The sequence below is a fragment of the Streptomyces sp. NPDC088254 genome (assembly GCF_044740925.1).
GTDB lineage: Bacteria > Actinomycetota > Actinomycetes > Streptomycetales > Streptomycetaceae > Streptomyces.
On sequence record NZ_JBIURQ010000003.1, the window covers coordinates 237,368 to 253,334 of the forward strand.

At 74.8% G+C, this 15,967-nt stretch carries 12 protein-coding genes; 9 read left to right on the plus strand and 3 right to left on the minus strand.

What is annotated here, in order from left to right; translation table 11 throughout:
* Positions 1-10: 10 nt before the first annotated feature.
* Both ACIOC0_RS11625 and ACIOC0_RS11630 read right to left on the minus strand, forming a co-directional pair.
* On the minus strand, positions 11-877 hold the full coding sequence (locus ACIOC0_RS11625; protein WP_402154747.1) for an SMP-30/gluconolactonase/LRE family protein: 867 nt from the start codon (positions 875-877) through the stop codon (positions 11-13).
* Positions 874-1,647, minus strand: a complete 774-nt coding sequence (locus ACIOC0_RS11630; RefSeq protein ID WP_130436932.1) for an IclR family transcriptional regulator — start codon at positions 1,645-1,647, stop codon at positions 874-876. Before ACIOC0_RS11630 ends, ACIOC0_RS11625 begins: the two co-directional genes overlap by 4 nt.
* 175 nt (positions 1,648-1,822) lie before the next feature.
* On the opposite strand from ACIOC0_RS11630, the gene ACIOC0_RS11635 reads away from it, so the two are divergent.
* Entirely contained in the window at positions 1,823-2,422 is a 600-nt protein-coding gene (locus ACIOC0_RS11635; protein WP_402154749.1) for a hypothetical protein, read from the plus strand.
* On the opposite strand, the gene ACIOC0_RS11640 is transcribed toward ACIOC0_RS11635, so the two are convergent.
* Positions 2,412-3,296, minus strand: a complete 885-nt coding sequence (locus ACIOC0_RS11640) for a RimK family alpha-L-glutamate ligase (RefSeq protein ID WP_402154751.1) — start codon at positions 3,294-3,296, stop codon at positions 2,412-2,414. The two genes, ACIOC0_RS11635 and ACIOC0_RS11640, sit on opposite strands and share 11 nt — an antisense overlap.
* A gap of 160 nt (positions 3,297-3,456) precedes the next feature.
* On the opposite strand from ACIOC0_RS11640, the gene ACIOC0_RS11645 reads away from it, so the two are divergent.
* The 8 genes from ACIOC0_RS11645 to ACIOC0_RS11680 all read left to right on the plus strand — a co-directional run bounded on the left by ACIOC0_RS11645 (position 3,457) and on the right by ACIOC0_RS11680 (position 15,764).
* The gene (locus tag ACIOC0_RS11645) at positions 3,457-4,521 is read left to right on the plus strand and encodes a MerR family transcriptional regulator (protein WP_402154753.1); all 1,065 of its coding nucleotides are present in this window, start codon (positions 3,457-3,459) and stop codon (positions 4,519-4,521) included.
* A 96-nt stretch (positions 4,522-4,617) separates the two neighbouring features.
* Positions 4,618-6,150, plus strand: a complete 1,533-nt coding sequence (locus ACIOC0_RS11650; RefSeq protein WP_402154755.1) for an acyl-CoA synthetase — start codon at positions 4,618-4,620, stop codon at positions 6,148-6,150.
* Positions 6,147-7,499, plus strand: coding sequence for a carboxyl transferase domain-containing protein (locus ACIOC0_RS11655; protein WP_402154757.1), 1,353 nt, complete (start codon positions 6,147-6,149; stop codon positions 7,497-7,499). The genes ACIOC0_RS11650 and ACIOC0_RS11655 overlap by 4 nt, the downstream gene beginning before the upstream one ends.
* A 111-nt stretch (positions 7,500-7,610) precedes the next feature.
* Entirely contained in the window at positions 7,611-8,003 is a 393-nt protein-coding gene (locus tag ACIOC0_RS11660; RefSeq protein WP_402154759.1) for a CU044_2847 family protein, read from the plus strand.
* 32 nt (positions 8,004-8,035) lie between these two features.
* Positions 8,036-9,751 (plus strand): trypsin-like peptidase domain-containing protein, encoded by a 1,716-nt coding sequence (locus ACIOC0_RS11665; protein ID WP_402155078.1) that lies wholly within the window; start codon positions 8,036-8,038, stop codon positions 9,749-9,751.
* A gap of 70 nt (positions 9,752-9,821) precedes the next feature.
* Entirely contained in the window at positions 9,822-10,928 is a 1,107-nt protein-coding gene (locus tag ACIOC0_RS11670; RefSeq protein WP_402154761.1) for an AAA family ATPase, read from the plus strand.
* Complete coding sequence (locus ACIOC0_RS11675) at positions 10,918-14,505, plus strand: SAV_2336 N-terminal domain-related protein (RefSeq protein WP_402154763.1); 3,588 nt, start codon at positions 10,918-10,920, stop codon at positions 14,503-14,505. The genes ACIOC0_RS11670 and ACIOC0_RS11675 overlap by 11 nt, the downstream gene beginning before the upstream one ends.
* Before the next feature lie 218 nt (positions 14,506-14,723).
* The gene (locus ACIOC0_RS11680) at positions 14,724-15,764 is read left to right on the plus strand and encodes a rod shape-determining protein (protein ID WP_402154765.1); all 1,041 of its coding nucleotides are present in this window, start codon (positions 14,724-14,726) and stop codon (positions 15,762-15,764) included.
* The last annotated feature ends 203 nt before the right edge of the window (positions 15,765-15,967 follow it).

Below are 15,967 nucleotides of genomic sequence, written 5' to 3' on the forward strand. Positions count from 1 at the left end.
CTCCCCGGTGTCAGCCCGCGAACGCCGGCTGGGGCAGTCCCTGTCCCGCGCCCGGCACCACCAGCAGTGAGCCGGCCACCGGATGGGGCGAGTCGAGCCCCACGCGGGCGGTGGTGACGTAGAGGTCGCTGAGGGTGGGGCCGCCGAAGGCGCAGGCGGTCACCCGGGGTGTGGGGAGGGCGATGACACGGTCCAGCTTCCCCTCGGGGGTGTAGCGGCGTATCGCTCCCCCGTCCCACAGCGCGACCCACACGCAGCCGTCGGCGTCGACGGTGAGGCCGTCGGGGAAGCCCGCGCCGTCCTCGATCACGGCGAAGGCACGACGGCCGGACACCTGGCCGTCCGCGTGGTCGAAGACGTCGACGCGGCGGGTCGGGGAGTCGACGTAGTACATGAGGCGGCCGTCGGGGCTCCAGCCGGTGCCGTTGCTGACGGCCACGTCGTCGAGGACGGGCTCGACCGAGCCGTCGCCGGTGAGGCGGGTGAGCGTGCCGCCGCCGGGGGCCTCGTCGTAGCGCATGGTGCCGGCCCAGAGGGAACCGTCGGGGGCGACGGCGGCGTCGTTGGCGCGGCGGCCGGGGACGGGCTCGCGGTGGAGCCAGCGCAGGGTGCCGTCCCCGTCCGCCTCGATGAGGGCGACGCCGTCGCGGAGGTTGAGGACGAGGCCGCCTCCGGCGCGGGGCTTGGCGGCTCCGACGTGCTGGTCGGTGACGCGTACCGTGCGGCGGCCGGTGGCGGGGTCGTAGGTGTGGAGGCGGGAGCCGAGGATGTCCAGCCACAGGAGGCGGCCGGCGGCCGGGTCCCAGGTGGGTCCCTCGCCGAGGGTGGCCCGGGCGCGGACGGCCACCTCGTACGCCGTGCTGCGCGTCGTCGTCACGACACGCTCCGGTAGCCGAGGAGCTCGGACAGCTCGGCCGCGCCCTTGGCGGCGAGCTGCTCCAGCTCGGGGCGGCGGTCGTCGCTCCAGCGGATCATGGGGACGGAGATGGACAGAGCCGCGACCACCTGCCCGGTGCGGTCGCGGACGGGGGCGGCGACGCAGCTGACGTCAGGGTTGGACTCGCGGTTCTCCACGGCGACGCCGCGCTCGCGGATCTGTGCCAGTGCCTCGCGCAGCGCGCCCGGCTCGGTGATGCTGTTCTGCGTCATGCGGACGAGCTCGGCGTCGTCGGGGATGCGGGCGGCGAGCTCGGCCTCGGGGAGGGAGGCGAGGAGCATCTTGCCGACGGAGGTGCAGTGGGCGGGCAGCCGGCGTCCGGCGGCGGAGACCATGCGGACGGCGTGCGTGGAGTCGACCTTGGCTATGTAGATGACGTCCGTGCCCTCCAGGATCGCCACGTGGACCGTCTCGTCGCAGGTCTCGGCGACGGACCGGGCCACCTGCTGCCCCTCGGCGGCCAGGTCGAGCTGCTCGGCGTACCTGCTTCCGAGCTGGTACGGACGTACGCCGAGGCGGTACCGTCCGGGCTGTCCGGGGATCTGGACGATGTAGGACCGGGCGGCGAGCGTGGTGACCAGCTCGTGCACGGTGGTGCGCGGCAGCTGGAGCTTGCGCACGATGTCGGGGGCGGAGAGCGTCCCGTCTCCGTCGAGGAAGAGCTCGAGAATGTCGAGAGCCCGGGTCACGGCAGGTACGAGTCGTCCCACGACCGTCCCCCTCCCTTGATCGTCTCATTGCCTGTGTTCGATATACCAACAGGCGATCGGCATGGCGAACACAGGCTAGCCACACAGCAACCTGCCGGGCAATGGCCGGGAACGGGGCGGGTGTGAAGCGGCCGGTGAGCGACCGCACCGGCCGGGTGGCGGGGGATGGGTGAGGATGGACGGTATGCCGTCCGAGAAGCGTCCCGCCGAGCCGTTCACGGCTCTGCACTTCCAGCTGGTGCTGCTGCGGCGTATGGCCGATCACAATCCCGGGTTGGTGGAGGACGCGCGGCGGGAGCTGGGGGTGTCCCTGGGCGGGATGCGGGAGGCGAACAAGCGGTGGCAGGCGATGGTGCGGTCGCCGCGGGGGCGGGCTGCCGCGTCCCGGTACCGCTCGGTGCTGGGCGCTCCGGAGTCCCGTACCGCCCGCCGTGTCGGCGACCTCGACTGTGAGGCGCTGCTCTGGCCGCTCCCGCTGTGGCCCGACCTCCGCTTCGAGGTGCTGCTCGCCCCGAACGGCGCGGTGTGGAACGAGTGGCTGGTCCGCGCCCCGGGAGCGGAGCCGCCGCCCCTGCGCACCCTCGATGATCTCACCCCCTGGTCCTGCACGGTCGACGAGGCCGCCCGCGCCTTCGCTCCCGCCCGCCCCCTGGAGGGCACGGCCCCCACTCGCTGGGGCCTCCTCGTCACCGCCCCGGACGGTCAGGGTCAGCGACGGCAGGTGGCGGCGGAGTTCACCTGGGGACTGCTGCAGCGGACGGCGGTCAGGGCGTAGTGGCCGTCGTCAGGATCGCTGTCGCGACCGTCTGGGTCGACGTGGGGTGGAGGTGGAGGAACAGGTTCGGTTCGACCAGTTCGAGCTCCATCACCCGCGGTTCGCCGTCCGCGCCCTGCACCAGGTCCACTCGGGCGTAGAGGAGGTCCGGGTCGCCGGGGACAGCCGACAGCGCCTGTCGGGCCACCGCGAGTTCGGACGCGGTCGGGGTCCAGGGCTCCAGGCCGGGGTGGGCCACCTTGTCCGCGTCGAAGGGGGTGCCGGGGGCGAGGACCGCCCGCTTGCGGCTGGCGTGCAGGAGGCGGCCGGCGAAGAACTGCAGGGCCCGTTCGCCGCCGGTGTCGATCGATGCCATGTACGGCTGGAGCATCGCCGTCAGCCCCTCCTCGTGCATCCGGGCGAGGTGCCGTACGGCCGTCTCGTGCCGGTCGGGGGTGTAGCGGGCGGCATAGCGCGCGCCCGCCCCCGAGGTGGGCTTGATCACGTACTCGTGGCCGGTGGGGAGAGCGGCCGAAGCGTCCGGGGTCCCGGGGGCGACGTAGCGCGTCGGGACGACGGGGACGCCGGCCTCGGCCAGGTCGCCGAGGTAGCGCTTGTCGGCGTTCCAGCGCACGACCTCCACCGGGTTCGCGAGCCGTGTCGCCTTCGCGCAGCGCTCCGCCCACGCCGTGAACTCGGCCGCCCGCCAGCTGTAGTCCCAGGTCGAGCGGATGACGGCGAGGTCGTAGGAGGCCCAGTCGACGTCGGCGTCGTCCCAGCACACGGCGTCCGCCCGCGCTCCGGCGTCCTCCAGTGCGCGCCGCAGCACGGGGAGGTCGCGGTCCTTGCTGGGCTCCGGACCGGGGTCGTAGGTCACGAGGGCTATGCGGGGCACGGCGGGACTCCGTTCTCGTACGTTCTCGCGAGACGCGCGTCCCGGCAGGCTAGCCGGAGCCGGCGCCGCCGCGGCAACCGTCGTGCCCCTGTTGACCTTCCCCTTCGGGGAAGCCCCAGCATCGGTGGCGGAACGAGACGGAAACGGGGTGCACAGGCACATGAGCATGACGATCGGCGCCTTCGCGAAGGCGAGCCGGCTGTCGCCGAAGGCGCTGCGGCTCTACGACGAGCTGGAGCTGCTGCGACCCGCGCGGGTCGACCCCCACACCGGTTACCGGTACTACGCCGCCGAGCAGCTGGAGCAGGCGCGCCTGGTGGCGTGGCTGCGGCGGCTCGGCATGCCGCTGGCCCGCATCCGCGAGGTCGTCGCCCTCGAACCGGCGGACGCCGCCCGGGAGATCCGCGCGTATTGGGCGCGGGTGGAAGCGGAGACGGCGGTACGGCGCGACCTCGCCTCGTTCCTCGTGAACCAGTTGACGGAAGCACCGAGGAAGGACACCACCATGCTGGTACTGCGTTACGCCGCCCACTCCGACCGGGGCCTGGTCCGCCCGGAGAACCAGGACGCCGCCTACGCGGGAGGCCGGCTGCTCGCGGTCGCCGACGGCTTCGGACCGGCGGGCGCGCCGGCGAGCGGCGCGGCCGTGGAGGCGCTGCGCTTCCTGGACACCCCGGACGCGCCCGCCGGGAACGTGCTGAACCTCCTGGAGGACGCGGTGCGTGGCGCGACCCAGGCGGTCCGTGACATCGCCGACGGCGGCGACGACGTGGGGACCACCCTGACGGCGCTGCTGTGGACGGGCTCCCGGCTCGCGCTGGTCCACATCGGGGACTCCCGCGCGTACCTCCTCCGCGACGGCGGACTGTTCCGGATCACCGAGGACCACACCATCGTCCAGTCGCTGATCGACGAGGGCCGCCTCACGCCCGAGGAGGCCGTCTCCCACCCCCAGCGTTCCCTGCTGCTGAAGGCCCTGACCGGCGGCGGCCCGGCCGCGCCCGACCTGCGCCTGCACGACGCCCGCCCCGGCGACCGCTACCTCCTCTGCTCGGACGGCCTGTCGACCGTCGTCCCGGAGGACCGTCTGCGCAGCCTCCTCACCACCACCCCCGACGCCCCCGACGAGACGGTCCACGCCCTGGTCGCCGAAGCGAACGCGGCCGGCGGCCCGGACAACGTGACCTGCGTGGTGGCAGACGTGGTACAAACCACGACGGCCTGACCGGCGGCGCGCGTCTCGCGGCGCCCGGGACAGGGAAAGGTGATGCCGTGAGGTGTCGTCCACCTTCGTGCCGTCGATACAGCCAGGAGTCGCTGCGTGTCGTTCCTTTTTCCCGCTCTGGCCGACGGGCCGGGCGAGTGTGTCGCTCTGCGGTTCGGCGAGCGGTCTCTCACGTATGCGGAGCTCGCGGCGGCCGCCTCGGCGGTCGGGGGGCGGGTGCGCGAGGGTGAGCGGGTCGCCGTGTGGGCCACCCCGTCGCTGGAGACCGCCGTCGGCGTGGTGGGCGTGCTGCTCGCCGGGGCCGCCGTCGTGCCGCTCAACCCGAAGTCGGGCGAGAAGGAACTCGGGCACATCCTCGCCGACAGTGCGCCGTCGCTGGTCCTGGCGGCTCCCGGCGAACGACTCCCCGAGGCGGCGGGCCACTTGACGCGCGTCGACGTCGACGTCCGAGTCAGCGGCGGCGGCGCCGACTTCGCGCACGTGGACGACGGTGATCCCGCACTGGTCGTCTACACCTCCGGCACCACCGGCCCGCCCAAGGGCGCGGTCCTCCCCCGGCGGGCACTCGTCGCGACCCTGGACGCCCTCGCGGACGCCTGGCAGTGGACGGCGGACGACGTGCTGGTGCACGGGCTGCCGCTGTTCCATGTGCACGGGCTGGTGCTGGGCGTGCTCGGCCCGCTGCGGCGGGGCGGGTCGGTGCGGCACCTGGGGCGGTTCTCCGCCGAGGGCGTGGCGCGGGAGCTGAACGAGGGGGCGACCATGCTGTTCGGGGTGCCGACGATGTATCACCGGCTCGCCGAGGCGCTGCCCGACGATCCCGAGCTGGTCAAGGCCCTGTCCGGGGCGCGGCTGCTGGTCTCCGGTTCGGCCGCGCTGCCCGTGCACGACCACGAGCGGATCGCGGCGGCGACCGGCCGCCGGGTGATCGAGCGGTACGGCATGACGGAGACGCTGATGAACACCAGCGTCCGCGCCGACGGGGAGGCGCGGCTGGGGACGGTGGGCGTGCCTCTGCCGGGCGTGGAACTGCGGCTGGTGGAGGAGGACGGCACGCCCATCGGCGCAGACGGCGGCACGCAGATTGCGGCGCCCGGCGCGCCCACCGGGGCAGACGGCATCCGCGACGCCGCCTCGGCCACGCAGAACCCCGCCTACGACGGGGAGACCGTGGGCGAGATCCAGGTGCGCGGGCCGAACCTCTTCACCGAGTACCTCAACCGCCCCGACGCCACCGCCGCCGCCTTCACCTCCGACGGCTGGTTCCGCACCGGGGACATGGCGGTGCGCGATCCCGACGGCTACGTACGGATCGTGGGGCGCAAGGCCACCGACCTGATCAAGAGCGGCGGTTACAAGATCGGGGCCGGGGAGATCGAGAACGCGCTGCTGGAGTACCCGGGGGTGCGCGAGGCCGCCGTCACCGGGGAGCCGGACCCGGACCTCGGGGAGCGGATCGTGGCATGGGTGGTGCCGGTCGACCCACAAAGCCCGCCGGGAGAAGGCGAGTTGGCCGACCATGTCGCCGGCCGGCTCGCCCCGCACAAGCGGCCGCGCGTCGTACGGTATCTGGACTCCCTGCCCCGCAACGACATGGGGAAGATCATGAAGCGGGCGCTGCCGTCATGACCGCCGACCACCGCCCGAGCGCCCGGGAGGTCATCGCACTCGTCGCCGACGACTTCCGTGAACTCGACTGCCCGACAAGGGACTCGAAGAGGGACGGCCCCCTCGGCTGGCCCGGCTACGACGCCTCCCGTGCCCGCGCCGCGGAGCGGACCGGCGAGACGGAGTCCGTCGTCTGCGGCACCGCGCACATCAAGAGCGCGGGGGACGCCGATGGCGTACACGCCGTGCTGATCGCGTTCGAGTTCGGCTATCTGGGCGGCTCGTTGGGCGAGCGGACCGGCGACCGGCTGGAGGTCGCCTTCGCCTGCGCACGGGAACACCGGCTCCCGGTGGTCCCGTTGATCGCCACCGGCGGCAGCCGTATGCAGGAGGGCATGCTCGCCCTCACCCAACTCCAGCGTGTGGCAAAGCAGTCGGCGCTCACGCGAGAGAAGGGGCTGCCGCAGGTCGCCGTGGTGCGGGACCCGACGACCGGCGGCGGCTGGGCCACCCTGGGCGCGGGCGCAGACGTCGTCCTGGCGCTGCCCGGCGCCCAAGTGGGCTTCGCGGGCTCGCGGGTGAGGCCGCCGGACGCCGACCCGGCCGCCTACACGGCCGAGGCGCAGGTCGCGGCCGGATCGGCGGACGCGGTCGTGACCCCGGAAGGGCTGCGGGAGACGCTCGGACGGTGGCTGCGGCTCCTGACCACGCCGTCGGCGGAGCCCGCACCTGTCCCCCGCCCCCTCGGCGCAGCCGGTCTGCCCGCCTCCGGCTGGGACGCGGTCCAGCGGGCCCGCTCCCCCGAACGTCCGCGCGCCGCGCGCTACTTGGACGACTACTTCACCCACCGCGTCACGATCAGCGGCGACCGCTGCGGCGGGACGGACCCCGACGGCGTCCTCTGCGGCTTCGGCGAGCGGGACGGCCGCACGATCGCCTACGCCGCACAGACCGGCACGGCGACCCGCCCCGCCGGATACCGCACGGCGACCCGGCTGATCCGGCTCGCGGAACGGCTGGGCATCCCGGTGCTGACCCTGGTGGACACCCCGGGCGCGGCCAACGACGCCGAGGCCGAGCGGCAGGGCGCGGGCGCGGCGATCGCGGAGCTGTTCGGCGTGGTCGCCGCCGCCCGGACCCCGGTCACCACGCTGGTCATAGGCGAGGGCGGCTCCGGCGGCGCGCTCGCACTGGCCGCCCCCGACCGCACCTGGGCCACACCGGACAGCTACTTCTCCGTCATCGCCCCGGAGCAGGCCGCCCGCATCCTCAAGCGCCCGCCGTCCGAGATCGAGTCGACGGCGGAACAACTCCGCATCCGGCCGCAGGACTTGGCCGAGCTGGGGGTGATCCGCACGGACGCCGGGTGACGGGGTCAGGGCGGCTGCGAGCACCGTCCGTTACAGCTACGCTGCACAGAGCCGTGTCACGTGCACAGCGGCGTGGGACGACCGGCGAGGACGAGGGGGCGACCGGGGGCCATGACGGGACTGGTGGAGTTCAGGACGCAGGACGGCGCCGTGGTCGCCGTGGAGGCCGTCACGGAGCAGCGTCCCGGTTCGCGGCTGGTCGCCCGTGGCGACGGCACCGTCCAGGCGGCCCGGACCTTCGAAGGCGCGCTGGAGGGCGTGCGCTCCGCCGCGGAGTCCGCGCTGCGGGTCTTCCGGGACGGCGCGCTGCGGCCCGACGGGGTGGAGATCGAGTTCGGGGTGAAGCTGGCCGCCGAGACGGGCGCGATCATCGCCAAGGGCACGGCGGAGGGCCACCTGGTGGTGAGACTGACGTGGTCGCCCGAGCGCGACACCGGGGAGGGATCGTCGGGAGCCGGACCCGGCGCTCCCACGGCTGCGGCTGAGCCTTCCGCCTCCTCATGACGCGCGTGCAACGCATGCGGCGCATGACGGCCATGGACAGCCCCGAGTGGCACGCCCGCGTCGAGTGCGCCGGCCAGGTCGTCGGCGCCGGGTTCCTGGTCACCCCCCGGCTGGTCCTGACCTGCGCGCACGTGGTGCACGAGGGTCCGGCGGACGCGCTCGCGGTGACGTTCACCGAGCGGCCGGGCTCCGCTCCCGTCCCCGCCCGGATCGTCGCCGAGGGCGGCTGGGCCGGAGGCGTCACCGACCTCGGCGACCTCGCCGTCCTGGAGTTGGAGCGGGAGGTCGGCATCGCCCCGGCCGCGCTCGCCCCCGTCGACGCGGCGCACGGCCGGCAGCCCCGCAAACTCGTCGTGTACGGCTTCCCGGTCGGCTTCGACGAGGGCACCCTCGCCGAATACCGCATCACCGCACCGCAGTTGCTCAACCGGGAGTGGATGCAGCTGGAGGCCTGGCAGCCGGACGGCCAGCCGCTCGCCCCCGGTTTCAGCGGCGCGGCCGTCACCCTCGTCGACACCGGCGAGGTCGTCGGCATGGTCACGGCGGCCGCCGGCGACCAGGGCGTGCGCAACGGACGCATGATGCCCACCGAGGTCATGGCCCGCCACTGGCCCGGGCTCGCCGGCCTCGTCCCCACCTCCGACCACCGTTCCGCCGACCGGGCCCGGCTGCGCGACCTCGTCGAACGGGCCGTCCGCACCGGCCTGGACTGCGATCCCGTACGGCTCGCGCGGCTCTACCGGGCCGCCGCCGGGCCGTTCGACCCGGACCCGCCGCAGGAGGGCTTCGACTCGCTGCGCGCGGCGGCCCTGTTCGTGCTGTGCGAGATCGACGGCGAGGACGCGGCCGGCACCGTCGCCCGCTTCGCCGACCAGGTGGAGACCCTGTTCCGGGCCCCGGTCCGCACGTCCGCCGTCCCGCGCTGGGCGCCCATCCTGGTCGAGCTCCAGCACAGCGGCGCCGGCGACGGGCAGGTCCGCGTCGAGGTGTCCGCGTACAGCGGGGGACGCCGGCACCCCGTCGCCTCCGGGACCGTGCCGCGGGCCGAGCTGCCCGACCGCGTGCGCGACCTCATCGAGGCCGCCTTCCCCTGTCTGACGGCAGGGGACGACGAGTTGATCGCGTTCGCCCTGCCCCGCGACTGGATCGACCTGCCCGTCGACCGCTGGGCGAGCGCACCCGACGACGACACCCCGCTGGGCTGCGTGTACCCGGTCGTCGTCACCGACCAGGCGCGGCGCAGGGCGGGTGCGCGGCATCAGCTGACCCGGGCCTGGAACCGGCTCGACGCCGTGCCCGGCGCGCGGCTGCACCGGGTGGAGTGCGGCGGGGCGGAGGAGCCGCGCCGGCTGCGGGTGCGGCTGCGGCAGGCCGACGCCTGCCTGGCCGGCTTCGCCGCCGCACCGGCCTCGGCCCGCACCAGGCCCCACTTCGACACCTCGCTCACCGCGCCCGCGCCGGTGGTCGTCTGGTCCAGGGGCGGCTGCGACGGCGGGCCGGACGAGCCCTGCGCGGGCGGCGACGGGTGCGCGGGCAAGACGTTCCTGGACGAGCTGGACGCGTGCGTGTCCGTCGTCCCGCCGGCCGAACTGCCGCGCCGCATCCTTCAGTTGCGGGAGGAGGCCGACTCGGAGGACGGGCACTGGGCGCGTGACATCCAGCTGCTGTGGGACGACCCGCGCGTCTTCACCGACCCGCACGGCGGGACGGCGGCGCACGCCCGATCGCCTGTGTCGCCTCTTGACTGAGCCCACCGGGCAGCCCGTCGACCGACCGGGCCCACCGGACGAGCCCCTGAACGGAGACCGGAACCCTCCCATGCCCCACTGGTCCGTCTACACCGGCGACAGCGAGCCGCACGACGGCGTCGACCGGCTGCCCCCGCCGCCGCCCTGGCGCGCGTTCGACGGCGAGCCCGTCCTGCCCACGCCCCGGGACGCCGAGGACGAGGCGGCCGTCTCCCCCGACCGCGTGCACCGCGCCCGCACGTACGTGGCCGCGCCCGAGAGCGTGCAGCTCGTCAACGCGGCCCTCGTCCTGCGCCGCCCGCTGCTGGTCACCGGCCCGCCCGGCACCGGCAAGTCCTCGCTCGCCTACGCGGTCGCCCGGGAGCTGCGCCTCGGCCCGGTCCTGCGCTGGAACATCACCAGCCGCAGCGCCCTGTCCGACGGCCTCTACCAGTACGACCCCCTGTCCCGCCTGTACGCGGCGAGGCAGGCGGCGGCCTGGCGGGCGGGGGCTTCCCGGAGGGACCTACCGGGGGCGGGGGCTTCCCGGGGGGACCTGCCGGGCGTGGGGACGGCGAACGAGGCGAGCGCCGCCGGTGCGGACGGCGTCGAGGACCACCTACGGCTCGGCCCCCTCGGCACCGCCCTGCTCCCCTACGACCGCCCCCGCGTCCTCCTCGTCGACGAGATCGACAAGAGCGACCTCGATCTGCCCAACGACCTCCTGAACGTCCTGGAGGAGGGCCAGTACGAGATCCCCGAACTGATGCGCGCCGCCCGCCACTCGGCCGACGCCGCCACCGCCGAGGTGCTCGCCGACGGCACGGACACACCGGTGCCCGTGACCCGCGGCCGGGTCCGCTGCCGCGCCTTCCCGTTCGTGGTGCTGACGAGCAACGGCGAGCGCGAGTTCCCGCCGGCCTTCCTGCGCCGCTGTGTCCGGCTGAAGCTGCGCCGCCCCGACCACGAGCAGCTCACGGAGATCGTCCGCGCCCACCTGGCGACCCCGCCGGGCGAGGCCGACCACCTCATCACCCGCTTCCTGAACCGGGCGGCCGACGGCGAACTCGCCACCGACCAGCTCCTGAACGCCCTCTACCTCACCGGCGTCGCCGGCCTGGACCCCGCCTCCCGAGACGCTCTGGCCGACGAACTGATGCCCTATCTGACCCCCACGGCAGACACCGATGGCTTTTGAACGCCCCGGGGAACAGCGGGGAGAACAGGGGGAGGAACAGGGGGAAGGCGGGGCGGAAGGCAAGGACGCGGAGTCGGGCCGCTTCGACGTGGAGGCGGCTCGGGGGCGGGACGTCCGTGCCGTCGCCCGGCTGGCCGCCGTACTCGCCGCCGCCGGCCGTGGCTCCGCTTCCGAGTTCACGCCGACCCCTCGGGAGATCGCCGAAGTTCTCTGGATCGCACGACAGTTGGGTGACGAGGGAGACTCCCTCACGGAAGCGGCCGCAGCCACGGACGACGAGGGCGGCCCGCTCGACTCCCGCCCCCGTGCGAAAGACGCCGGCCCCGATTCCGCCCCCGATCGCGCGGCCCCTGGCGCTCCCTCCCCGCCGCCCGCCTCCGGCCGCGTCCCCCTGCGGCTCCCCCGCTCCCCCGCCCACCAGGGCGAACAGGGCGGCGGCGGTACCCCGCTCCTCGCGCCCGTGCCGCCGATGCTGCCCCGCCCCCTGAGCCTTCAGCGCGCCCTGCGTCCCCTGAAGCGGACCGTGCCGTCGGCGCGGGTGCGGGAGCTGGACGAACGCGCCACAGCCGACCGCATCGCACGGCTCGGCGCACACCCCGACGTCTGGCTGCCCGTCCTGCGCCCGGCACGGGACCGCTGGCTGCGGCTCGCCCTCGTGCACGACACCGGCCCGACCATGCCGGTCTGGCACCCCCTCGTCCGCGAACTGCACGCCGTACTGGCCCAGTCGGGCGTCTTCCGGACGGTCACCCTGCACCCGGCGGGACCCGACGGCCGCGCCCGGCACGTCCCGGACCCCGGGGACGGCCGGACCGTCACCCTGATCGTCAGTGACTGCATGGGCCCGCAGTGGCGGCCCGGCCCCGCGGGCGAGCGCTGGCACCGCGCCCTGCGCCACTGGGCGGCCCGGATGCCGCTGGCCGTCGTCCAGCCGCTGCCGGAGCACCTGTGGGCGACGACGGCGCTGCCCGCCGAACCGGGCGTCCTCTCCTCCCCCGGCGCGGCGGCTCCGCTCACCGCCTGCTCCTTCACCCCCCACGACCGGGACGCCCCGCCCCCGCACCCCGCCGCCGTCCCCCTCCCGGTCCTGGAGGCCGGCGTCCCCTGGCTCACCCACTGGGCGGCACTGCTGGCCGCCCCCGGCGGCGGCCGCACGCCCGGCGCGGCAGCCTGGCTCACCCCACGCCCCTCCACCCCGGCCTTCGCCGATCCGGCTCCCGGCCTCGCCTCGCTCCCCGCAAAGGACCTCGTCCTCCGCTTCCGCGCCACCGCCTCACCGGAGGCGTTCCGCCTCGCCGGGCACCTGGCCCTGGCCCAGCCCTCGATACCGGTGATGCGGCTCGTGCAGCGCGCGGTGGAACGTGATCCGCGCCCGCAGCACCTGGCCGAGGTGATCCTCAGCGGCATGCTCGCCGCCGTCCCCGGCCCGCCCGGCTCGTACGCCTTCCGCCCCGGCGTACGCGACCTGCTGCTGCGCACCCTGCCCCGCACGGCGCGCGGCCGGGCCCGCGAACTCCTCGACCGCGTGGGCGCGTTGATCGACGAGCGGGCGGGCCTGACGGCGGGCGGCTTCCGCGCCGAGACGAGCCCCGGCGACACGGCACCCACCGACGCCCCGGCGTTCGCGATGGTGAGCACGGAGACGGTACGCCGACTCGGGGCGGAGGGGGGCGCGGGCGAGCGCGAGGACCGCGACGCGAACAGTGACGCCGCCGGCGAGGGCACCGGCCCCGGCGACATGGCAGACCCCGGCACCGGCGGCACGGCGGACCCCGGCACGGCGGACCCCGGCACGGGCACCGGCCGCCGCACCCTCCGCTTCGAGACCGACGTCGATCTCGGCACCCGTCCCGAGGCACGCATCTCGCTCGAGTACGCGGTGCACCAGGTCCTCGAACGCGGCGATCTCGCCCCTCACCAGTACGACGTCCGGGTGCGCCCCGACGGCTACGACGTCGGCGTCGACGCGGACGCCTACCTCCTCCCCGTCCTCGCGGCAGCCCTGCGCTGGCTGCCCGGCCCCTTCGCCGAGCCGGCCGAACCGCCGCGCCTGCGGGTGACGTTCGGACACGGGCCGCCACTTCCCGAGCCCGCGCACACCGCCTCCCCCGTCCTGGTGCTGATCCCACCGGACCTCTACGAGTCCTTCGCCGACAGCTCCGCCGCCTCCGGCCCGCACCGCTTCCGCCCGCTGTACGGCGACGCGGCCGACGGGCCCCCGCTCGCCTGGTACTGCCCGCTGCCCGCACCCCGGGGCGACGACCCGGACGCGAGCGCGGACCTGGTGCGCGGCCCCTTCGTCACACCGGACCTGCGGCAACTGGGCGTGCCCGCGCACGGCCGCACCGCCGTGGTGCACACCCAGGCCGGCGGCCCGCTCACCCTCCTCGACCCCGCCCGGCCGCACGGCATCCGCCCGCCCCGGCTGACCACGTACTACGAGGTGGACCTCACCCCCCAGCACGCCGTGCACCGACTGTCCCTGCCCAGCTCCAGCAAGGGCGACTTCGCGGCCACGGCCGAGCTGACCTGGCGCGTCTCGGACCCGGTGGCGTTCGTACGGGCCGAGGTGACGCGCGTACCGGAGCGGCTGCTGGCCCATCTGACGGAGGCCGCCTCGCGCATCACCCGCCATCAGGCCCTGCGCCGCGCGGTCGGCGCCCAGCGCGCGGTCAACGCCGGGCTGGGCAGATGGCCGGTGCCGGGGCTGACGGTGACGTGCGAGGTGCGGCTCGCGCCGGCGTGGGCGTCCGCGCCCGCACCCCGGACGGCCTCCGCGTCGGCGCCCCCGTCCGGTGAGCGCCCCGACGAGCAGCACGGCGAACACCACGAGGAGCGGTCCGGCGAGACGACGCCCGCCGGGCTCCTCGCGCGGGCCGAGACCGTCCTGCTCGGATTCGACGGCCCCCTCACCCGCCTGTTCACGGCGACGACCGCCCGCGAGGCCGCACAGGAACTGCTGGCCCTCGCATCCGCCCCCCACTACGACCGGCGAGGCGACGCCGTACCGCGCGCCTCCGACCGCCCCCTCGACCCCGCGCTCACGCACCCACTCGACGTGCTGCGCGTCTTCGCGCGGGATCCACTGGGCCCCCTTCTGCGGGACGGGCTGGACGCCCTCGAACTGGAAGCCGTCCCGAACGCGCCCACGACCCACAACTCCGTCGCTCTGGTGAGGGCGTTGCACGCCTCGGGGCGGCGGGTGGCGCTGGTGACGGACGTGTGCGAACAGGCCGCCCGCCAGTACGTGGAGCCGTACCGGCTGCCGCTGGTCGGGATCCACGGCCGCGCCAAGGACCTCGCACTGCTCACCCCGAACCCGGACGTCCTGCTGCGCGCCCTGCACGCGTTGCCTGCGCTGCCCGCGTCGGGGCGGCCCTCCTCCCCGGGCGCCCCGCACTCCAGGAGCCTCGTCATCGGATCGACGGTGGCCGAGCTGACCGCCGCCCAGCGGATCGGCCTGCGCTTCCTGGGCCTCGCCCGCAATCCGACCGTCGAGCAGGAGCTCAGGGGCGCGGGCTGCGAGGTGACCGTGCGGTCGCTCACGCCGGTGCTCGACGCGGCGCGGGCACTGTAGCGCCCAAGCGGCAGTTTCCCTGACACCCACTCAGATCGCGCCGCGCGCCGAGGACCGTTTTTCACCCGTTCGGTCGCACCCCGCCCGGACCCCTCCAGCGGGCGCGCGTCCTCTCCCGCCCGCACGATGGCGTAGGAGGCCACCGCCCGGCGGCCCACGCACGAAGGCCCGCCGGCCCCCGGCGGCCGCCATGGTCTGCGCTCTCGGGAGGACCCGCCATGACCGCCAGTCTGGAGCAGCTGCGCCGCTGCCACTTCGCAGTCGACCTGGGCGCGGCCCGCACCCGCGTGTGGGTGAAGGGGGCAGGGCTCGTCGTCGACCAGCCGTCCGCCGCGGCCGTGAACACCCGGACCGGCGCACTGATCGCGGTCGGGGAGTTCGCCGAGAAGATGACGGGCCGCACCCCGCACTACATCCGTGTCGTGCACCCGGTGTCCGGCGGCACGGTCATCGACATCGAGATGGCGCAGCGCATGCTGCGGCACCTGATCGGCGACAAGCTGCGCCGGCAACTGCGCCGCAGGCCCTTCCTGCGGGCCGCCGCCTGCACCCCGCACGACGCCGGCCCGCTCGCCCAGCGCGCGACCGTAGAGACGCTCGTCGGCCTCGGCGCGCGCCGGGTGGAGCTGGTGGACACGCTGATCGCCGCCGCCGTCGGCTGCGGGCTACCCGTGGAGCAGCCGGAAGCCACCATGATCATGATGTGCGGGGCCGCGGCCACGCAGGTCGCCGTCCTCTCTCTCGGTTCCCTCGTCACCGCCGAGCGGATCCCGGTCGGCGGGGAGGCCGTGGACCACGCGATCGTCCAGCACCTGCGGCACGAACACGAGTTGATGCTGCCGAGCCAGTCCGTACGGCCTCTTCAGCTCGCCCTGTCCGGCAACGGTCTCACCGCGCACGGACCGGCCCGCACGGAGATCCACGGCCGCGACGTCGCCACCGGACTCGCCCGCACCGTCCAGGTCGACACCGCGGCCGTGCGGGACGCGATCGAGACGCCGCTGACGGCGGTCCTCGACGGCATCGGCCGGGTGCTCCGCGAATGCCCGCCGGACCTGGTCGCCGACCTCGCGGACCGCGGCATCATGATGGTCGGCGGCTCGGCACTGCTCCCCGGCTTCGACCAGATGCTCCGCCGCGCCACCGGCATGCCGGTCCACATCGCCGAACAGCCCGACATCTGCGCGGCCCAGGGCCTGGGCGCAATGCTGGAGGGCAGAATCGCCCCCTTGACCCTGGCCCCACTGGCAACCGACTGAACCCGCCCCGACGCCCGCCGGACGGGGAGGCCCTGACGGTCTCAAGATTGCTGAGCTCCCTGTTAACTGATGGTTTCAGAATGAGGTCCGGAGATGGCGAAGGCCTGTGAGGCGAAAGTGGTTGAGGCGAGGACCCGTCCAATCTGTCCCATGCAGCTCACTCTCGACGACCTGACCCACGACGACCGGCAGCCGCACAAACT